Source organism: Pseudomonas sp. Irchel s3f19, assembly GCF_900187555.1.
Classification (GTDB): Bacteria; Pseudomonadota; Gammaproteobacteria; order Pseudomonadales; family Pseudomonadaceae; genus Aquipseudomonas; species Aquipseudomonas capeferrum.
The window spans coordinates 52,608-72,628 of sequence record NZ_FYDW01000019.1 but is presented as its reverse complement, the minus strand read 5'-3'; the positions used below and the strand labels follow the sequence as shown (position 1 = coordinate 72,628).

Annotated in this window: 19 protein-coding genes and 1 pseudogene; 8 read left to right on the top strand and 12 right to left on the bottom strand. The window is 64.0% G+C overall.

Annotated features, from left to right (window positions below):
• The 4 genes and pseudogenes from CKW22_RS26185 to CKW22_RS26170 all read left to right on the top strand — a co-directional run.
• A pseudogene (locus CKW22_RS26185) lies at positions 1–197 on the top strand (hypothetical protein); the annotation flags it as partial.
• A 10-nt stretch (positions 198–207) separates the two neighbouring features.
• Positions 208–960 carry an SDR family NAD(P)-dependent oxidoreductase gene (locus tag CKW22_RS26180; RefSeq protein WP_033698728.1) on the top strand — a complete coding sequence of 251 codons (753 nt, stop codon included), beginning with the start codon at positions 208–210 and terminating at the stop codon, positions 958–960.
• A 49-nt stretch (positions 961–1,009) separates the two neighbouring features.
• On the top strand, positions 1,010–1,969 hold the full coding sequence (locus tag CKW22_RS26175; RefSeq protein ID WP_033698726.1) for a PDR/VanB family oxidoreductase: 960 nt from the start codon (positions 1,010–1,012) through the stop codon (positions 1,967–1,969).
• Between the two features lie 11 nt (positions 1,970–1,980).
• Positions 1,981–2,478, top strand: a complete 498-nt coding sequence (locus tag CKW22_RS26170) for a flavin reductase (protein ID WP_033698724.1) — start codon at positions 1,981–1,983, stop codon at positions 2,476–2,478.
• A gap of 29 nt (positions 2,479–2,507) precedes the next feature.
• Here CKW22_RS26170 and CKW22_RS26165 read toward each other — a convergent pair whose 3' ends face one another.
• Positions 2,508–2,987, bottom strand: a complete 480-nt coding sequence (locus tag CKW22_RS26165; protein WP_033698723.1) for a MarR family winged helix-turn-helix transcriptional regulator — start codon at positions 2,985–2,987, stop codon at positions 2,508–2,510.
• A gap of 174 nt (positions 2,988–3,161) precedes the next feature.
• On the opposite strand from CKW22_RS26165, the gene CKW22_RS26160 reads away from it, so the two are divergent.
• Together CKW22_RS26160 and CKW22_RS26155 are read left to right on the top strand one after the other, a co-directional pair.
• Complete coding sequence (locus CKW22_RS26160) at positions 3,162–4,286, top strand: amidase (protein WP_033698721.1); 1,125 nt, start codon at positions 3,162–3,164, stop codon at positions 4,284–4,286.
• 13 nt (positions 4,287–4,299) lie between these two features.
• Positions 4,300–4,809 (top strand): nuclear transport factor 2 family protein, encoded by a 510-nt coding sequence (locus CKW22_RS26155; protein WP_047583771.1) that lies wholly within the window; start codon positions 4,300–4,302, stop codon positions 4,807–4,809.
• Between the two features lie 52 nt (positions 4,810–4,861).
• Here CKW22_RS26155 and CKW22_RS26150 read toward each other — a convergent pair whose 3' ends face one another.
• The 8 genes from CKW22_RS26150 to CKW22_RS26115 form a co-directional block, all read right to left on the bottom strand.
• Positions 4,862–6,181: a hypothetical protein gene (locus CKW22_RS26150; protein ID WP_095065558.1), complete on the bottom strand. Its 1,320-nt coding sequence runs from the start codon at positions 6,179–6,181 to the stop codon at positions 4,862–4,864.
• Between the two features lie 183 nt (positions 6,182–6,364).
• Complete coding sequence (locus CKW22_RS26145; RefSeq protein ID WP_033698716.1) at positions 6,365–6,763, bottom strand: cytochrome c family protein; 399 nt, start codon at positions 6,761–6,763, stop codon at positions 6,365–6,367.
• Positions 6,764–6,908: 145 nt separating this feature from the next.
• A complete protein-coding gene (gene feaR, locus CKW22_RS26140; RefSeq protein WP_095065555.1) occupies positions 6,909–7,823 on the bottom strand; it encodes a transcriptional regulator FeaR in 915 nt (304 codons plus the stop codon).
• 572 nt (positions 7,824–8,395) lie between these two features.
• On the bottom strand, positions 8,396–8,914 hold the full coding sequence (locus CKW22_RS26135) for a cytochrome c (RefSeq protein ID WP_033698713.1): 519 nt from the start codon (positions 8,912–8,914) through the stop codon (positions 8,396–8,398).
• 4 nt (positions 8,915–8,918) lie between these two features.
• Complete coding sequence (locus tag CKW22_RS26130) at positions 8,919–9,440, bottom strand: methylamine dehydrogenase light chain (RefSeq protein WP_027595339.1); 522 nt, start codon at positions 9,438–9,440, stop codon at positions 8,919–8,921.
• A gap of 14 nt (positions 9,441–9,454) precedes the next feature.
• The gene (gene mauD, locus CKW22_RS26125; RefSeq protein WP_095065553.1) at positions 9,455–10,084 is read right to left on the bottom strand and encodes a methylamine dehydrogenase accessory protein MauD; all 630 of its coding nucleotides are present in this window, start codon (positions 10,082–10,084) and stop codon (positions 9,455–9,457) included.
• Between the two features lie 3 nt (positions 10,085–10,087).
• Positions 10,088–10,624, bottom strand: coding sequence for a MauE/DoxX family redox-associated membrane protein (locus tag CKW22_RS26120; protein WP_033698710.1), 537 nt, complete (start codon positions 10,622–10,624; stop codon positions 10,088–10,090).
• Between the two features lie 15 nt (positions 10,625–10,639).
• Entirely contained in the window at positions 10,640–11,791 is a 1,152-nt protein-coding gene (locus CKW22_RS26115) for an amine dehydrogenase large subunit (protein WP_095065551.1), read from the bottom strand.
• A 201-nt stretch (positions 11,792–11,992) separates the two neighbouring features.
• On the opposite strand from CKW22_RS26115, the gene CKW22_RS26110 reads away from it, so the two are divergent.
• Together CKW22_RS26110 and CKW22_RS26105 are read left to right on the top strand one after the other, a co-directional pair.
• Positions 11,993–13,480, top strand: a complete 1,488-nt coding sequence (locus CKW22_RS26110) for an aldehyde dehydrogenase family protein (protein ID WP_095065549.1) — start codon at positions 11,993–11,995, stop codon at positions 13,478–13,480.
• A gap of 315 nt (positions 13,481–13,795) precedes the next feature.
• Positions 13,796–15,895, top strand: a complete 2,100-nt coding sequence (locus tag CKW22_RS26105) for a bifunctional diguanylate cyclase/phosphodiesterase (RefSeq protein ID WP_033698706.1) — start codon at positions 13,796–13,798, stop codon at positions 15,893–15,895.
• Positions 15,896–15,935: 40 nt separating this feature from the next.
• Here CKW22_RS26105 and CKW22_RS26100 read toward each other — a convergent pair whose 3' ends face one another.
• From CKW22_RS26100 to CKW22_RS26090, 3 genes are all read right to left on the bottom strand, one after another.
• The gene (locus CKW22_RS26100; protein WP_095065564.1) at positions 15,936–18,278 is read right to left on the bottom strand and encodes a TonB-dependent receptor; all 2,343 of its coding nucleotides are present in this window, start codon (positions 18,276–18,278) and stop codon (positions 15,936–15,938) included.
• Positions 18,279–18,450: 172 nt separating this feature from the next.
• The gene (locus CKW22_RS26095; protein WP_033698704.1) at positions 18,451–19,425 is read right to left on the bottom strand and encodes a FecR domain-containing protein; all 975 of its coding nucleotides are present in this window, start codon (positions 19,423–19,425) and stop codon (positions 18,451–18,453) included.
• Complete coding sequence (locus CKW22_RS26090; protein ID WP_095065547.1) at positions 19,422–19,943, bottom strand: sigma-70 family RNA polymerase sigma factor; 522 nt, start codon at positions 19,941–19,943, stop codon at positions 19,422–19,424. Before CKW22_RS26090 ends, CKW22_RS26095 begins: the two co-directional genes overlap by 4 nt.
• Positions 19,944–20,021: the final 78 nt, after the last annotated feature.

Sequence of the window (20,021 nt, the reverse complement as noted above, 5' to 3'; positions counted from 1 at the left end):
TGAGCGACGACGGCGTCAACGTCACCGTGCGCTGCGCGCAGAACGTGCGGGAATTTCGCAAAGAAAGCCTCAAGCACTACAGCGCCGACCTGACCTACACCCTGGTGCGGGCGGCGGGCGGTTTCAAGATCCACCGCAAGGTGATCAGCCTGATCAACAGCGACGATACCCTTGCCGGTATCGGCTACATCCTTTGAGGAACTGGCCATGAACCAAGTTGCATTGGTAACCGGCGCCGGCCAGGGCTTGGGCCAGCGCTTTTGCGCCCAACTGCTTGCGGCGGGCTTTGACGTGGTGGTCTCGGACCGCGACCTGGCACTGGCCCAGGCCAGCGCCGCACACCTGCAGCAAGCGCAGCAAGGGCAGGGCGGCCGCACCCTGGCGGTCAAGCTCGACGTCGCCAGCAAGGCCGATTTCGAACAGGCCCTGGCCCAGGTACTGGCGCATTTTGGCGCCTTGCACGTGGTGGTCAACAACGCCGCCGTGACCAAGACCACGCCGCTGATGCAAATCACCCCGGAGGAGCTCGACGCAGTGGTCGGGCTCAACCTGCGCAGCGTCTTCCTCGGCTGCCAGGTGTTTGGCGCGCACCTGGCCGAGGCCGGTTACGGGCGGATCATCAACATGGCCTCGCTGGCCGGGCAGAACGGTGGCACCGCCACGGGTGCCCATTACGCCGCGAGCAAGGGCGCGATCATCACCCTGACCAAGATCTTCGCCAAGGAATTCGCCGCCCGCGGTGTCACGGTCAACGCCATTGCCCCCGGCCCGATCGATTCGCCGGCGGTGCATGCCGCGGTACCGGCCGAGCGCCTGCCGGGCTTGCTGGCGAACATCCCGGTGCAGCGCCTGGGTGACGCCGGCTTCCTTGGCGACCTGATCGTGCAACTGGCGCGGCCCGAGGCCTATTTCACCACCGGGGCAACCTGGGACGTGAACGGCGGCCTGTTCATGCGTTGAAATTTTCGGGGGCGCAGCGCGCCTCCTGTCGTTACACGGGACACCGGCCATGAATGAACAATTGTTGAACGTAGTCGTGCGCAAGCGCGAGATCCAAGGGGCCGACGTGGTCGTCCTCGACCTGGGGCGTGCCGATGGCACCGCGTTGCCGGCCTTCGAGGCGGGGGCGCATGTCGATATCCACGTCGCGCCTGGCCTGGTGCGCCAGTACTCGCTGTGCAGCGACCCGGCCGATGCCACGGTGTATCGCCTGGGCGTGCTCAAAGACCCCGCTTCACGCGGCGGCTCGGTGGGGGTGCACGAGACCTTGCTGGAAGGGCGCGCATTGCAGATCAGCGCGCCGCGCAACCTGTTCCCGCTGGCGGCGCAGGCGCGCCGCTCGATCCTGCTGGGTGGCGGTATCGGCATCACGCCGATGATCGCCATGGCCCATGCCCTGCACCAGCAGGGCGCTGACTTCGAACTGCATTATTGCGGGCGCTCGCGCAGCCGCAGTGCGTTTCTTGAGGCACTGGCGGCGGCGCCGTTTGCCGCACGGGTAGTGACTCACTTCGACGACGAAGACCCGGCACAGCGCCTTGACCTGGTGGCGGTGCTAGGCGCTGCCAACCCAGGTACCCACCTGTACACCTGCGGCCCGTCCGGCTTCATGGACTGGGTGATCGAAGGGGCTCGCCGGCAGGGTTATGCCGAAGACCATATCCACAAGGAGTACTTCCAGGTCGAGGTCGATGCCAGTGGCGAAGGCTTTGAAGTGGTGGCCGCGCGCAGCAACAAGACCGTGCAGGTCGGCGAGGGGCAGACGATTCTCGAAGCCTTGGCGCAGGTCGGCATCAAGATTGATATTTCCTGCGAGCAGGGCGTCTGCGGGACGTGCATGTGCGAGGTGCTCGAAGGCGAGCCGGACCACCGCGATGTGTACCTGACCGATGACGAAAAAGCCGCGAACGACCAGATCCTGGTGTGCTGCTCGCGGGCCAAGTCCAACAAGCTGGTGCTGGATATCTGAGGAGCATGACCATGGTAGACGTAAACCAGTTTCGCAATGCAATGGCGCTGCTCGGCGGCGCCGTATCGGTCATCACAACCGATGGCCCTGCAGGGCGTTTCGGCTTCACCGCATCGGCAGTGTGCAGCGTGACCGACGCACCGCCTACCTTGCTGGTGTGCATGAACCGCGCGTCTTACTCCAACGAGCAATTCAAGGCCAACGGCGCGTTGTGCGTGAACGTGCTGGCCGGTACCCATCAGGAACTGTCGGGGGCGTTTGCCAACCGTAACCTGAGCACGGAGGAACGCTTTGCGACCACCCACTGGACCGTGCTGGAAAGCGGCGCGCCGGTGATGCAGGAGGCGTTGGTAAACTTCGACTGCCGTATTGCCCAGGTGCATGAAGTGGGGTCGCACAGCATTTTCTATTGCGAGATCCAGGATATCCGCCATGGCGGGGCGGACGATGGGCTGGTGTATTTCAACCGGGCCTATCACCGGGTGTGCGAGGACTCTAAAGCCTGCTGAATTAGGGGGCCGCCACGCGGCCCCAGCTTTCACGGTGTCTCGAGGTTGTGAAACACCACTTCCAGCATCCGGTTCAGCCGCTGCACCTGCGCCTCGGTCAGCCCCTTGAAGCTGCGCTGGAACAGCTCGCGGGTCACGTCCTGCATGCGCTCGATGTTCTGCAGGCCGACCTCGGTGATGCGCACTTGGGTCACGCGCCCATCCTCAGGGCTTGGCGCAGTATCGACCAGCCCATCGTCTTTCATGCGGTAGACGATCTTGGTGATGGTCGAGAGTTTGGCAATGGCATGGGTGGAGATCTCGGAAATACTCGATTCACCGTTCTCGTTGAGGATCCACAGCACGCGCCAGCGCGGCACGTCGAGGTCGATCTTCTTGAGCAGACGCTCCATGTTCTGGGTGTAACGGCCATGCACACGGGCCAGCCAGTAGAAGGGGAAATCCTCCTTGCGAAATTCATCGCTGGCCGGGTCGTGATGGCTGTGGCCTTTGTTTTTCGAGTTGCTCATCGGTTCACTACTTGTGCGGAAATAGTCGCGACATCATAGCCGTTTCCGCGTATTTGGCTACCGCGAAACGGTCGGGAATTACTGGAATATTCAGTTGACATTTCAAGTAATCGACCCGCATTTTAGCGGCTGGGCAAAGGCCCGGCATCCATTCTTGAAGAGGGCTGCACAACAATGACAATCATAGTAGAAACCCTTGATCTGGGCGGCACCGGCCCCCGGGTCGTGGTCAAGGACACCATCGATGTCGCCGGTACCGCCAGCCGCGCCAGCAGCCAGGCGTTGGAGGATGCGCCGCTGGCCGAGCGCCATGCCGAGGTGGTCAGCCAGTTGCTGGCCGCCGGTGCCCGCCTCACCGGCAAGGTCAGCCTGCACGAGCTGGCGTTTGGCACCACCGGGATCAACCGCTATACCGGCACGGCGGCCAACCCGCGTTTTCCAGGGCGCATTCCTGGTGGCTCGTCCAGCGGTTCGGCCGCTGCGGTGGCGGCGGGCCTGGCAGACTTCAGCCTGGGTACCGACACCGGCGGCTCGGTGCGCGTCCCGGCCTGTTGCTGTGGGGTGTTCGGCCTCAAGCCGACGTTTGGCCGGGTAAGCCGCAAAGGCGTGATGCCAGCGCGCACCAGCCTCGACTGCGTTGGCCCGTTCGCCGCGAGCCTGCCGATGCTGGTGCGCGCCATGAGCATGATCGACCCCACCTTCGTCCCCGCCCAGGTGCCGAGCAAGGCGCGCATCGGTGTGTTGCGGGTGACCGCCGAGGCTGCCATCCACAAGGTGGTACACGGGGCGCTGACGGCCAGTGGCTTGCCTTTGGGCAACGTCGAGCTCAAGCATTTTGGCGCTGCTTACGACGCCGGCATGGTGGTGATTAACCGCGAAACGTTCGAAGGCTGTGGCCACCTTCTACAAACCGGCAAGGTCGGCAGCGATATCGCCGGGCGCCTGGCGGCAGCGGGGCAGACCACGGACTCGGCGCTGGCCGAGGCTGAAGAGGTGCGTCGAAGGTTTACCGATGAAGTCGACCAGGCCCTGGCCAGCTTCGACGTCCTGGCCCTGCCGACCATGCCGGACTTCCCGCTGCGCCTGGAGGATGCCGCCGACACCCGGGCGGTGCTGGGCATGACCTCGCTGGTGCGGCCGTTCAACCTGTCGGGGCACCCGGCGTTGAGCATTCCGCTGGGCAGCGAGGCCGGCTTGCCGGTCGGCCTGCAACTGGTGGCGGCCAAGGGCGCCGACGAAAAACTGTTGGCGGTGGCCGAGCGCTTGCTGCTGAACCTGTATGCCGGTAACGAGCACTGAGGCCAGCGTAGCCATGACCGATATCCTTGAACTGCAGGCCCGGCTGCTCTGCTTCGAACACCAGCAGGCCATCCGCGTCTGCATGAACCGCTACATGGCGCTGTGCGACCAGCTGGACGCCAGCTCACCGCTCGATGAACTGGCGGGGTTGTTCTGCCGTGAGGCGGTGTGGGAAGGCAAGGGCGCCAAGTACGCCGAAAGCTTTGGCGGCTACCGTGGACGCGAGGCGATCCGCGCGATGTTTGCCACCTACATGAAGACGCCGGCGCACTTTGCCTTGAATGTGCACTTCCTGACCAGCGAGGTGATCGAGGTGGCCGGTGATGAAGGGCTTGGGCGCTGGGTGATGTTGCAGACAAGTACCTTTGCCGACGGCGCGTCGCACCTGAATGCCGCCCGGTTGACGGTGCGCTTTGCGTTGGAAGAGGGACGCTGGCGCATGGCGCATTTCCAGACCGAGAACCTGTTCAGCCGGCCGGTTACGGGGTGGAACAGCGAGGCGCCGTTGCCGGTGCCTGAGTAGAGCGTAGGGCCATTGTTGCTGGGGCTGCAGAGCAGCCCCGGCAATCTCCCGCTCAAAAGGTACTGACGAACACCACCTGCCCATACAGGTTGTCATTGTTGCTGCCCAACTGCGTCCCCCCTTGCTCGGCACTGCGATCCGGCTGATACAACCCCATCAAGGGCACGACCATCAGGTGATCATTGATGGTCCACTCGGCATAGATATCCAGCTCACGCCCGTCCACATTGCCCAACCTGCGGTTGATGGTATCGAAGTTGAACGCCATCACCCCGAGGTTCAGCGTGGGGCTCGGGCTGACCACCAGGCCAACCTTCTGCACCCGCGCATTGCTGTTGAACGGCCCGGCATAGTTGCCCGCCACTTCGCCCTGGAACCACGTCCCCAACCCGCGCCCAAGGCCGTAGAACAGGGTGTCGTACTGCTCTGAAAAGCGGCTGTAGCGGTAGCTCAGGTTCGGCTGCCAGGGCAGGTTGGCGAAGGTCCAGCCTGCTTCCAGGTACCAGGCATCCTCGGTGGCGGTGTGGGGCTTGTCCTGTTTGGCGTATTCCCCGGACAGGAACAGGTTGTCTACCCCGGCATTGCCCTGGCCCCGCAGGCTGTAGGTTTTCATGCCGTCGCGTTCCAGTTGCTGGGGCGAGGCGTATTGCTCGTCGACATGGGTGGTGGCGATGTAGGTCAGGCCGACCGTGCCGGCGTCCGCCACGTGTTCCAGGGTGGCGACGTGCATTTCGGTGTTGGCCTGGGCGCGGTTGTCCGATTGCAGCCACATCAGGTCGCCGCGCCAGCCGCTGCTGCCACCCAGGCGCAGCACGGCGGTCTTGTCGAAGCTCTTGCGCGCCGCCAGGTAGTAGGCGCCACCCCGGTTGAACTGCCCATCGGCCAGGCCATGGCCAACGTTCAGCGAGTCCCCCTGAAGCAGGAAACCATCGCCCACGGCGACCATTTGTTTGCCGAACGACAGGTCGATACCGTCCTCGCCTAGCAGCGGTACCAGGTTGCCGGACTTCCAGCCCAGGTAGGCATCTTCGACCTTGCTGGTGCGTTCGCTGCTGTCGCTGAAGCCTGCAGCGTCACCGTCCCCCCAGGTCGCCGAGCTGAGCAGGGCAAAGGCGCCATACAACGCCCCCATGCTCCCCAGGCGTTGGTCGGCACTCAAACCATACTTGATGTAGCCCTCCTGCCAGGAGGTAGAGCCGGGTTGGTCACGGCCAATCACGTAGCTTCGTTCGCTGTGGAATGCACCGAACACGGCTTCCACATTGGCGTTCAGGTGGCGTTCGGCATCGCTGTACAGCTCGTGCGCGGACGCACCCAGCGAAGCCCCGGCCAGGAGTGCGGCCAAGGTACGGCGGTACGGGCGGTGGTGCATGGTCTGGCTTCCTTTGTCATGGTTTTTGGCAGAAGTTCCGAAGACATGCCAATGATCATGAAGCAAGCCCCGGCACGGGCTTTTGCCCTGGCTGCCAGTTGCCTTTGGCGTTGTGCCAAGCTGATGCGAGGGGGTGGGAAAACGCAGAAGGCCCCGTTGCGGGGCCTTCGTGGGCAGGTAGCGTTACTTGAGGCCGGCGAGGAAGCACGTCACCGACTGGCGCTCACCGGCATCCGGCAGCCCTGCGTAAGGCATGTAGGTGCCGGGCACCGCGGCTTGTGGCTGCGCGATGAAGGCGCCGATGGCTTGTGCCGTCCAGGCCGCCTGGCGGGTTTTCATGGCCTGGGAGTAATTGGCCCCTGGCACGCTACCGGGGGTGCGGCCCACCACGTCGTGCAGGTTGGGGCCCATCAGGGTCGGGCCATCCTTTTGCGCCGAGTGGCACGCCGCACAGTCGCGCGCGAATACCTGTTCGCCTTGCTGGCGTTGCGGGGCTGCACAGTCTTCGGCCAAGGCCAGCGGGCTGGCCAGGGCGGCAAGCAGGAAGGGCACTACGAACTTGCTGGATACGACGGTCGACATCATGCACGGTTCCTGGGTAAGGCAGCGCCGGGCTGCTTCTTGTTGGTGTTCGGTTTGATTGTGTGCCAGTGCCGGCCGGCAGGTTTTGTTGTGCCTGCCAGGGTGTTTGCTGGGCTTGTCAGTTGCGTGTGGCCCGCCACAGGGGTCAATTGGCGTGACGCTTGCGGTACTCGCCCGGGGTCATGCCAAAGCGGCCCTTGAACGCTGTGCTGAAGTAACTCGAATCGGAAAAGCCCCAGGCATAACCCAGCGACGATACTTTCTGGTCCATCGCCGGGTTGCTCAGGCTTTCGGCGCAGAAGTCGAGGCGGCGGTTGCGGATGTACTGGGCGATGACCAGGTCGTGCTTGGCGAAGATGCGGTACAGGCTGCGCATGGAGATGCCCACTTCGTGGGCGATGAGTTCAGGGGTCAGCTGCTCGCAGGTGATGCGCTGGTCAATCAGCGCCAGGGCCTTGCGGAACATCCGTTCATGGCTGCCAGGCACCGAGTCATGGGTGATGGCCGGGCGCAGCAGGGCGATCAGCGCATCGAGCACGGCCTGGCTTTCGTTGTTGGCCATGTGTTGGGTGCGGCCGGCCTCGAGCATCATCTGCCGGGCCATGCTGGCCAATGGGGTTTGCGCTTCGATGCGTTTTGCGCAGGCCACGCTCACGCCGCGGGTACCGCTCTGCACCTGGGGGCGCGGCAGGATCAGCGACAGTTGCCGTGAGCGTTGGTGGAAGTGCATGTCCAGTGGGGCGCTGGCGTCGACCAGGGTCAGGTCGCCGGGCCGCAGCTCGATGCGGGCATCCTGGTGTTCGATATGCGAGGTGCCGGCCATCTGCAGCACGGCGTAGTAGTTGTCGGCGCCGCTGGCGCGAATCTCCCGGGCGCTGCGGAACAGGTGGACGTGGGTCATGTCGACGATGCTCATGGAAATCTGGCCTACCTGGCACTTTTCGAGCTGGCCGACGAAGCCTGCGTCGAGCTTGCGGGCGTTGAAGTGGCCGCAGGCTTCGTTGACCTGGCTGAGCCAGGCCTGGAAGTGATCGTCGCAAACACGGGTCGCTGGTGTCATGGGGGCCTCGCACGGTAAGACGTGGAACGGATCGCTTGGGCGAACTCTTGGATGGTGGGTAAAGCATTACAATTCACTTGAAATTTCAAGCAAAAAACGGGCCTGGGATTTGTGGGGGTGGAGGGGTTAATTTGCTAATTATTTGTTTTTTAATGAATTTAATTTTTAGGGGATGAGGGTGGCGGGGGGGATTGGAGGATTTTCTTGGGTGGGATGCGTCGGGAGGTATCAATTTCGGGGCAGGGGTGTTTCTAGATGTTGCAGTCGAAGTGCATGGCTGGGGATTTTCAGCGCCTATGAGATCGAGCGCCGCCCGCGCGGCGCATCGCGACGCAAGGCCGCTCCTACATTTGTTTCGGGCCAGTGAGGCCAGTGGCATTTGCGCGCGACCGCCTTGTTTGTACGACGCGATATTGAGGCGGGCACCAAGGGGCCGCGCGCCAATCCCTCAGGAATAATTGGCCCGAAACAGATGTAGGAGCGGCCTTGCGTCGCGATGCGCCGCGCGGGCGGCGCTCGATCTCACAGGCGCTAAAACCGTCATGGCGAACCCCCACCAAAACAACCACACTTCAGCGCCCAAGCCCATCCCCAATAACAATCCCCTCAGCCCGCATCGCGTCAATCAACCCGCCCCGCACATCCGGCAGGTTGAGCATGCTGCTCTGGCGCACCCGGCGCACCTCTTCGCCGCTGTACGGTGGCCATTGCTCGGGTGAACTGTTGCCAGCCATCCCGTCCCGCGCCAGCAGCCAGTTCAGCAAATCGGCTATCTGCTGATCGTTGAGCGCCGACTGTGAAATCCCCGGCACCCGCACCAGAAACTCGCGCCCACCCGGTACCCTCAGAAAGTTGCCGACAAACCCCTGCATGCGCGGCGTGTCGTTGGCCGCCGAGCCCTCGCCGTGATCCCGGTGGCAGCCGGCGCACTGCAACTGGTAGTTGACCGGCACCGAGTACCCGGCCTGGGCAATCGGCACCGGTGGCACCTCGTTACCCTGAGCCGGGCGCTGGTTGGGGTTGGGCAGGGTCCTGGCCTGGGCGACGGGCGCCAGCAGGCACAGAAGCAACAGCGCCGTCAAACCCTTCACGGCGCTATACCGCCACGCCGCGGATGATGGTCACGGTGCAGTTGTAGATCTTCGACTCCGCACCCAGGCACCAGTTGATGTCGTTGTTGTTGAAGGGCCGATACAACGGCTGTTCATCGTCGTTGCGCGAGCAGGCGCACTGGCCGCAGGCGTGCTTACCGCAGCAATCGTTGTACGAGATGATGTAGTTCTTGCCGTCGGCCGGGTTGCGGCAGGTGCCGATCCAGGTCACCAGCGAGGCATCGGTGCCGGGCGGGCATGAAGTGATCGAGCCGCCGCAGCACGAGCACAGAAAGCCGTCGATCGAGCAGTTGCGCCAGTAGTCGCAGCTGGTCGGGTCGCCAGGGTCACCCATCTTCGGTTGCTCGGCGGCCAGCGCCTTGGCGGTGCGGTCGATCGGCAGCAGCACCGGTAGCGCCGCGCCCGCGACGATCAGCGAGCCCAGGCGCGCCAACACCTTGCGCCGTGAGGTGGTGTCGGCAACGTGGCGGCTGGAGCGTTCAAACAGTTTGTCGAGAAAACTCATGGTGTGCTCCGCGATCAGTGCTGCGCGCTGTGTGGGTGGGCGTGGTCGTGGCCATGCGCGTGGTTGCCGTGCAGGTACTGCTGCAGGCTGGCGCTGCCCAGGTGCACGGCCTCGAACAGGCTGTCCAGGTGCTCGCGGGAGTTGACCAGGCCCTTGGCGCGCAGAATGCCGGCCGGGTCGATCAACACGGCGTAGGGCAGCTTGCCGATCTGGTAGGTCATGCCGATCTCGGGGCCGACCACGTAGGTGGCCTGCTGCAAATCGTTGGCTTCGATCAGCGCTTGCTGTTCGGCGAAATCACCGTCGCTGACATAGATCACGTCCAGCGCGCCGTTGTTGTCCTTGGCGATCGACTTGACCGCCGGCAACAGCGATTTGCACACCGGGCAGCCAGGGGCGAGGAAGAACAGCAATTGCGAACGCTCGCCGTGGTAGCCGATGTTCACCGGGCGGCCGTGGCGGTCGGCGGCCGTCACCTGCGGCGCGGGGTCGTTGACGGTTACGCCTTTGTCCACCATCAGCGCCCCGGCCGGGGCGATACGGCCATGCAGCACGCCGATCTGGCGCACCAGGGCCATGACCGTGAAGGCCACTGCAATCAGCAGCAGCCAGAGCAGAATGTTCGATGCGATGAGCAGTTGCATGGGTTATCTCCCCGTCAATTTGGCAAGACGCGGCTGGTTGGCCAGCAGGCCATCCACCGCGACATGAAGCAGCAGCGCCACGGCACTTGCCGCGATCACCACGAAAATATCCAGGCCACCGAGTGCGCGCTCTGCCATGGGCAATGCCGCCAGGCCGGCCAGCACGGCGATCACCAGGTTGCGCAGCAACAACACCGGGCGCAGGGGCTGGGTGGCGCCGGGGCCTGAACAGCCGCAATCGATGTCGCGGCGCCCGCGCCAGAGGTTGACCCCGATGGCGCCGGCATACAGCGCCATCAGCAGGGCTACCCCCAGCGCTGCGCTGGCGCGCCAGGCGGGTAATAGCAGGGCCAGCGCCAGGGCCAGCTCAGCCAGCACCAGGCTTGCCGTGGCGGCGGGTGCCAGGGGCGAGGGCAGCACCTGGTAGGCGCGCACGATGGCGCTGAAGGCGCGCCGGTCGCGCAGCTTGTGGCTGGCGGCGCTGGCCAGCAGCGCCGCCAGGGCTGTGCTGCTGGCAATCACGAGTACAGGGTCGAGCATGGTCGGGTCTCCTGTTTACCAAGGGGCGAAGGTAAGCACTGGTGTGTCGGCGATCTGGTCCATGGCTCCGCTGTGCTTGCCTGTGGTCAGGTCGAAGAACTGCACGCCGCCTTCCAGGTCGGTGGCCACCAGGATGGGCGCCTCGTCATGGCTTGCCTGCAGGCTCCAGACCGGCTTGGGTGAGTCGAGGGTGCCGAGTTTTTTGCCGGTCTTCAGGTCGAAGGCCCAGATGGTGGTACTCGGGTCTTCCCATTTGCCATCGGTGTGCTGGTCATGCATCAGCGCATACAAGCGGTTCAGGCCCGGCGCCAGGGCCAGGGCTTGCCAGCCACCCGGTGCCCAGCCTTGCTGGCGCTCCTGGTCACTGACCAGCGACCAGGTGGGCTGCGGCTTGGCCTTGCCCCCTTCGAAGCTCACCGGGTACACCTCGCCGTGGGTGGTGGTGAAGTAGTAGGTGTCGCCATTGGCGATGGCGCGCTCGTTCAGGCGGACCTTGTTCGGGTCGAAGAAGGGCGTTTGGGTGCGCGAGACCTCTTTGCCTTCGTCATCCAGCGTCACCACCAATAGCTGGCCGTCACCGCACAGCGAGGCGAAGCTGCGTTTGCCGACCGGGTAGTTGAGCACGCAGCCGCTGATGGCGATTTCGCTGGCGACCTTGTGCGTCTGGGTATTGACCACGGTCACCGAGGTCGACGGCGTGAGGTTGAAGACGTAGGCCAGCTTGCTGTCGGCGCTGACGCCCATGGCGTACTTTTCAGTGAGCGTCGAGGCGCGCTTGGTGGGCAGCACCACTTCCCATTGCGGGCGCAGGGTCTGGGTGTCCCAGGCCACCAGCACGTCGGTGCGCTCGCCGTAGGTACCGCGCGAGTAGAACAGGTTGGCCGAGTACAGGGTGCGGTTGTCCGGGCTCAGCGCGGTGGGGGCGACAAAGGCGTTGGTGGTCATGCCGAGCATGCGTTTGGCCTTGGGGTCGACCACCACCACCTTGCCGGCGATGGGGTTCTTGAAGTCCACATCGAGGATGTACACACGGTGTGGGTCCGGCGGGAACGGCAGGCTGTTCTGGCCGATCTCTTCGGCGGGCAGGTCGGCCCGCACCGCGCTTGTGCTCGCGGCCAGGGCCAAGGCCAGGGCTGCCGAGATGCTAAGCCTGTCTACGCGACGCATTGGCTATCTCCGATGTTGTTATGGATTATGCAGAAATCGCAGTGATCGCAGTGTGCCGCCTGGGACGTGGTGGTGATTTGGCCAGCGTGACATTCTCTTGAGGCTCCCTGACAAAACGCCCTTCGGGGCTGGCAGGCGGGTGGGCAAGGGCCTGAAGATCGGCCCGCACCTACTTTTGCGCTGCCCTCCAGGAGTCATCTCATGAGCGATATCCAGCTGTTACCTGCCGTGGTCGAGTTCCTCGCCAGGCCCCACGGCCATTTCATCGATGGCCAGTACCTGGCGGGTGAAGCGGGGCCTTCGGTCGACATTCACGACCCGTCGAGCGGCGCCGTCATCAGCCGTGTCGCCGAGGCCAGCGAGGCGGAAGTGGCGCGTGCGGTGCTCAGCGCTCGGCAAGCCTTCAAGGGCAGTTGGGCGCAGGTTTCGCCTTATCAGAAAGGCGTGGTGCTCAACCGCCTGGCCGACCTGATCGAGGCCAATACCGAGGAGCTGGCACAGCTGGAGACCCTGTGCTCGGGCAAGTCGATCAACCTCTCGCGCGGGTTGGAGATCGCCCAAAGTGTAGTCTTCCTGCGTTACTTCGCGGGTTGGGCAAGCAAGATCACCGGCCAGACCATGACCCCGTCGCTGCCGTCATTCGGCGGCGAGCGCTATACCGCCTTCACCTTGCGCGAGCCGGTGGGTGTGGTGGCAGGCATCGTGCCGTGGAATTTTTCGGTGATGATCGGCATCTGGAAAATCGCCTCGGCCCTGGTGACCGGTTGCACCATTGTGGTCAAGCCCAGCGAATTCACGCCGCTGACGCTGCTACGCATCGCTGAGCTAGCGGTGGAAGCGGGGGTGCCGGCGGGTGCGTTCAACGTGGTCAACGGGCGCGGGCAGGCGGGCCAGTGGTTGATCGAGCATCCGCAGGTGGCCAAGGTGGCATTCACCGGGTCGGTGCCGACCGGTATCGCCGTGGGCAAGGCCGCAATGGCGGCCAACCTGACCCGCGCCACGCTGGAGCTGGGCGGCAAGAACCCGGCAGCGTTGTTGGCCGATGTGGATGTGGACAGCGCTGTGGCGGGCATCCTGCAAACGGCCTTTGTGCACCAGGGCCAGGTGTGTGCGTCACCGGAGCGGGTGTATGTGCACCGCAGCAAGGTCGAGGCCTTCACCCGCAAGCTGGGGGAGGCACTGGGGCAGTTGAAGATAGGTTCGGCACTGGACCCCGAGGCCCAGTTCGGCCCCCTGGCCAATGCTGCGCACCTTGAGAAGATTCTTGGCTTCTTCGCGCGTGCGCGTGCCAGCAATACGGTGATCTGCGGGGCGAGGGCGCTCGATCGGCCGGGCTATTTCGTCGAGCCCACGGTGGTGCTGGCGAACGATGCCAACGACCCGTTGCTGCGCGAGGAAACCTTCGGCCCGATCGTCTGTGTGCTGCCGTTCGATGACGAGGAGCAGCTGCTGGCGTTGATGAACGACAGCCCCTATGGCTTGACCGCGAGCTTGTGGACCAATGACCTGTCCAAGGCGCTGCGGTTGATTCCGCAGATCGAGGCGGGCACGGTCTGGGTCAACATGCACACCTTCCTCGACCCTGCGGTGCCGTTTGGTGGGACCAAAGCATCGGGGGTCGGGCGCGAGTTTGGCAGTGCGTTCATCGAGGATTACACCGAGCTCAAGTCGGTGATGATCAGGTATTGATCAATGGTCAGGGATGATTGCGGTTTGTTCGTCGGGAGATAGAGGGGAGGCGGCTAGGTGCTTGTCTCGGGTTTGGAGGTGGGGCGGATATCGAGCGCCGCCCCCGCGGCGCTCGATCTATGCACCACCTCCAAACCCAAGACAAGCACCTAGCCGCCTCCAAACCTTCAAACACCAAAGAACCGTGCAGCAAAATTTTGTGAACCACTTCACAAAATCCAGGTGGGCGGCATAATGCCACTACCTCTGTACAAGACCCCACCGCGCAACTGCCGGGGTTCCTTTTCGTACCCGTCGAAGGTTCAGGTTAATTTCATGTCGCTAGTCGCAAGCCCCGACATCATGTACCGGTTTTTGATCCAGAGCGTGGTGGACTATGCCATCTACCTGCTCACCCCCGAAGGCATCGTCGCCAACTGGAACCCCGGCGCCCAGCGGGCCAAGGGGTACCATGCCGACGAGATCGTCGGCCAGCACTATTCGGTGTTCTACAACGATGCCGAACGGGCTGCCGGGCTGCCCGAATACAACCTTGAACAGGCGCGATGCACAGGGCGTTTCGAAGAGGTCGGCTCGCGCCTGCGCAAAGATGGCTCGGCGTTCCATGCGCATGTAGTGATTGACGCGGTGCACGACGATGACGGCCGCCTGGTGGGGTTTGCCAAGGTCACCCGTGACATCTCCGAACGCCACCACCAGGAGCTGGAACTGCTCAAGGCCAAGGAACTGGCCGAGCAGTACAGCCAGGAAATGGCCAAGCTGTCGCAGTTTCTCGACTCGGTGATTGCCAACATTCCCGCCAGTGTCATCGTGCAGGACCTGGAGAGCCAACGCATCCTGTTGGCCAACCAGCAGGCCGAGCGCCTGTTCGGTGGGCCAGGCACGCGCATGATCGGGCAACGGCCCGCCGACAGCCTGGCGCCGGCCGCTGCCGAGTACCTGGAGCAGCAGCTCGCCCGTGGCGCGCGCAGCAGCAAAGGTTACGCCGCCGAGACCCGGGTCGACACCCTGCGTGGCCCACGCACCCTGCGCAGCCGTACGCTGCTCAGCCAGAACCGCGAGGGCCAGGCCGACTACGTGCTGTTCGTGGCCGAAGATGCCACCGAAGAGTTGGCCGCCCATGCGCAGATCCACCATATGGCACACCACGACGCCCTCACCGGGTTGCCCAACCGCACGCTGTTCCATGAGCGCCTGCGCCAAGCCTTGGTGCGCGGTGACGAGAATGCCAAGCTGACCGCAGCCCTGTGCCTGGACCTGGACAACTTCAAGAACATCAACGATTCACTCGGCCATGCGTTCGGCGACAAGCTACTGCGTGCCCTGGGCAAGCGCCTGCGGCGCGAACTGCGCGAGCACGACACCCTGGCCCGCCTGGGCGGCGACGAGTTTGCCGTGGTGCTCACCGGCCTGGATGGCCGCGATGCCGCGTGCAACACCGCCCAGCGCCTCATCAACGCGATCTGCCCGCCGTTTCAGATCGAGGGGCACCAGTTCACCGTGGGTGTGAGTATCGGTGTGGCCATCGCCCCGGACGACAACGACCAGGCGGAGCAACTGCTCGGCTATGCCGACATGGCCTTGTACGAGGCCAAGCGCAATGGCCGCAACCGCTACGAGTGCTTCAACGTCGAGCTGGACGTCGCCGCCCGCCAGCGCCGCCTGGTCGAAACCGACCTGCGCACGGCGTTGCACCTGGGCCAACTGGAGCTGCATTACCAGCCAGTGGTCGACCAGCAGACCAGCAGCGTGACGGGCTACGAGGCGCTGCTGCGCTGGGAGCACCCGACCCGCGGCATGGTCATGCCCATGGACTTCATCCCCATCGCCGAAGAGACCGGGCTGATCCATGAACTGGGCATCCGCGCGTTGAACCTGGCCTGCCAGGAGGCGGCCAGCTGGGACAGCGAGCAGACGGTGTCGGTCAACCTGTCACCGGTGCAGTTCAAGAATGCCAACCTGGTCCACACCGTGGCCTTGGCCCTGGCCGACTCGGGGTTGCCGGCGCGGCGCCTGGAGCTGGAGATCACCGAGTCGGTGTTGCTGGGCAACAGTGAAGAAAATGTGCGCACCCTGCGGGCACTGAAAGACCTGGGCGTTTCCATTTCGCTGGATGACTTCGGCACTGGTTATTCGTCGCTGGGGTATCTGCGCTCGTTCCCGTTCGACCGGATCAAGATCGACAAGTCGTTCGTGCACGACATGTGCGACAGCCGAGAGGCGATGTCGATCATTCGGGCCATTACCGATTTGTCCAACAGCTTGATGATCAAGACCACGGCCGAGGGCGTGGAGTCGGAAGAGCAGATGCGGCGGCTGGCAGCGGAGGGCTGCTCGCATTTTCAGGGGTATCTGTACGGGCGCCCGGCGCCGGCGAGCGAGCGCTTGAAAGAGGTGGTAGTGATTGCGGACTAGCTGAAGCCGGGGGCGCTTTTGCGCCCCGGCTTCACTGGGTTCAGAAGCTGTACTTGAAGCTGGTCATCACATTGCGCGGCGTACCATAAACCCCGTACAAGCCCGATTGGCTGTAGTACTCGCGATCGAACACGTTGTTCAGGTTCACCGACGCACTCAAGTGCTGGTTGATGTCGTAGCGCGCCATCAGGTTGGTGACCGCGTAGCTGCCCTGGCTGAAGGTATGCAGGTCGGCGCCGACCTTGCTCTGCCAGTTCACCCCACCGCCGATGGTGATCTTGTCCAGCGGCCCATGCAGCCGGTAGCTGGTGAAGGTCTTGAAGCTGTTGCGCGGCAGGTTGGTGTTGATGCGCTGGTCGTCGGCATCGGTGGTGACCGAGTAGGCGTAACCGGCCGACGCTTGCCAGCCTTCGGCCAGTTCCCCGTTCAGCTCCAGCTCGATGCCCTTGGAGGTGGTGTCCTGTTCGGCGCTGTAGACGTTGTCGTGTTGCCAGATGGCCAGGTTGTCCTGCTCCAGCTTGAACACCGCGAGGCTGGAGTTGAGCTTGCCATCCAGGTGAGTGCCCTTGATGCCGAGCTCGTAGCCTACGCCTTCCATGGGGTCGAGCGGTTTGTTGCTCTCGTCGGTGACCCACGACCCTTGCGGGTTGAAGATCTTGGTGTAGCTGGCGTACAGCGACCAGGTGTCGTCCAGGTCGTAGACCACGCCGGCATAGGGGATGAAGACGCCGTTTTCCTCGCGATTCACTTCGGTTTCCTCGCCGCCATAAGGCCGGTCCGAGGTGTCGCGTTTCCAGTTGATCAGGCGGCTGCCGAGGATCAGGCTGAGGTCGTCGGTGACGCTGAAACGCGAGGTCAGGTACGCCGCATACTGGTCTTCGTCGATCGACGACTTGCCACTTTCGACGAAGGCCGGCTTGGCCGACTTGCCGTCCCAGTTGAACAGGTTGTCGATGGCCCCAGCGGGCGAGCCTGCGTAGTCATAGCGCCAGCCGCCCCAGCTCGGGGTGTTTTCCCGGTACTGGGACAGGGTCATGCCGGTGATCAGTTCATGCTCGCGGCCGAACAGGCTGAACGGCCCGGTAGCGTACAGGTCGAGGTTGTCCTGGCGCGGCGTGCCCGAGAAGCGCACCGGCAACTGCGACAGGCCGCTGCCATCCGGGTTCAGCTCACCCATGGCAAAGTTGAACAGCTCGTCGAACTTGTTCTCGGCATGGGTGAGCTCGATCTTGCCGCTCCAGCCGTTGCCCAGTTGCTGTTCGATAGAGGTGAAGAAGCTGGTTTGCTCGTGGTCGTTGTAGGACCAGTCCGGCGCGGCGTTGAGCGAACGTTTGAGGTTGGTGCGCTCACCGGTCGAGAAGCGTGTGGGCAGGCCGGAGCGCAGGGGCGAGTCGATGTCGCTGCGCAGGTAGCTGAAGCCCACCGTCAGCAAGGTGTCTTCGCTGAGGTCGAATTCGGTAATGCCATACATCAGCTGCGACTGCTGGTTGTAGCGGTCGATCCAGGCTTTTTCGGTTTTGTAGTCGGCGACGAAGCGCCCGCGAATGTTGCCGGTTTCGGTCAGCGGCCCGGACACGTCGAAACCTGTGCCGTAGCGGTCCCAGTTACCGGCCTCGCCGGTGATGCTGGCCTGGGCCTCGGCAGTCGGGCGTTTACGGATGAGGTTGATCGTCGCCGAAGGGTTGCCCATGCCGCTGATCAGGCCGGTGGCGCCGCGCACGATTTCGACACGGTCGAACATCGCCATGCTTTGCGAGTAGTTGTCCAGGCGGGTGCTGGTCGGAACACCGTCGACCTCGTAGTTCTGAATGGCAAAGCCGCGCGACCAGTACGAGTCGCTTTCCGAGCCAAGGCCATCGCGCACCACGGTGATGCCTGGGGTGGCTTCCAGTGCGTCGGTGAGGTTGGTCAGGCGTTGGTCGTCCAGACGCTGGCGGGTCATCACCGTCAGCGATTGTGGCGTCTCGCGTGGGGTGAGGTTGAGGCGCGTCGAGCTGCTCGACGAGTAGGTGGTGTAGAGCCCGGTGCCTTCTGTGGTCGAGCCTGGCGCCTTGCCAGAAATGGACACCGCGCTCAGCTCCAGGGCGCCTGTGCTGGCACTGGCTTGCAGCGAATAGCTGCCGTTGGCGCCGCGGCTGGCCTCAAGCCCTGTGCCGGCGAGCAGTATCGCCAGGCCCTGGTCGATGTCGAAGCGGCCAGCAAGCCCGGAAGTGCTGCGGCCCTCGGTCAATGCGGTGGGGTAGGACAGCAGAATGTGCGCACTCTGGCCGAAGTGGGCCAATGCCGGCGCCAGGGGGCCTGCGGGGATGTCGAAGTCTGCCTGCGCCTGTGCGGCGGCCGTGGCCCAGGCGGGCATCAGCAGCAGCGGGGCGCTTGCGCCCATGCAAGCGATGCCCTGGACCACGGCGCCGGCGAGTTTCTGCGAGACTGAGCGTTGCCAGCCCTGACGTTTGCGTGCGGTGTGATTCACAAGTGTTCCCCCATTGATTTGAAGTGCTGAGGGTTAAGTCTCGTGAGGCGCGAAATCGGACCACCCCTGCGCAACTTTTTTTGCGTCAGGCCATGCGCGGCTTCAATGTCACCCAGTAGCGGGTGAAATGCTGCACCTCCAACTGCAAGGTTTCTGCCACGGCAGCAATGATCTTGTCGGTGTTTTCCAGCGGGAACGTGCCGGATACACGCAGGCCGGCCAAGGCCGGGTCGCAGGCCAGGTGTCCGCGGCGATAGCGGGCCAGGTCTTCGATAAACGCAGCCAGGGGCTGGCCTTGAGCAACCAGCATGCCTTGGCTCCAGGCGGGGGCGACAGCGGCCACGGCCTGCCGCGCCAGCAAGCCCTGCTGGTTGAAACTGGCCTGTTCACCGGCGCCCAGCAGGATGGGCGGGTAGGCATGCAGGGCTGGTTGCAGCGCCACGCTGCCCTGATACACGGTGGCCTGGGTGTGTTGGCCGTGCAGCCGCACATTGAACTGCGCCAGCGTCGACTCAAGGCGGCCGTGCTCGGTGTCTACCCACAGTGGGCGGCTATCGGCGAGGGCGGGGCGGGTGATCAGCATCTCGCCGCGCAGCAGCCTCAGGCGGCGTGCCTGCTGGTCGAATGCCACATTGAGGGCGCTGTCGGTGTTCAGCTGTACCTGGGTGCCATCGGCCAGGGTCAGGCGCCGCTGCTCGCCGATGCGGCTGTGGTAATCAGCGCGCCAGTCTTGTACCAGCGCGGCGTCCTTCAAGTACCAGGCCCCTGCGCCTGCGGCCATCAGCAGCGACAATTGCTTGAGCGCAGTGCGCCGCGACTGCTGCGGCCGCAGCGCCGCATGGGCCAAGGGGCGCTGGCCCGGGCTGCGCATTTCGCGCAGGCGTTGGGCAAACACTTGGGTCCGTTGCCAGGCATGTTCATGTAGCGGGTGCGCCTGGCGCCAGCTCATGCAGGCGGCCAGGGTGGCGGCACTGACGGCCGGCTCTTGCAGTTCGAGGTGCCAGTGCATGGCCTGCTCGGCCACCTCGCCCGGGATCGACGTTGCGCCCTGGCCGTTCATGGCAGGTCCAGGCTGTGGTCGAGCATGATGCACAGTGCACCTGCCTTGATGATGTAGCGCTTGACCGTGGTGACCGACACGGCCAGCCGTTGCGCGATTTCGGCGTGCCCCAGGCCATCCACCTGCGACAACAGGAACGCCTCGCGCACCGGGCGCTCCAGGCCATCGAGGGCCGCGTCGAGGGCGATCAGGGTTTCCAGCAGGATCGCCTGGGTCTCCAGGCTTGGCACCACCGGCTCAGGCAGCATCGCCAGCGCCTCAAGGTAGGCGCGTTCGAGCTTTTGCCGCCGGTAGTGGTTGCACAACACGCTTTGCGCCACCTTGGCCAGAAAGGTACGCGGCGCATGCAGTTGCGGCACCTGCTCCTTGTTCAACAGCCGGATGAAGGTGTCTTGGGCCAGGTCCGCTGCGCTTTGCGAGCAATTCAGGCGCTGCCTGAGCCAGCGCGTCAACCAGCTGTGCTGCTGGCGGTAGAGCAGCGCGACATCGCTCAAAAGGGGATCAGAGGAAGGGAGCATGGTGTGCGGCCGCCAGGTGAGTCATTACTGCAAACGATAATGCTTATCATATATACATGCCTGGCGGCCCTGCAACAC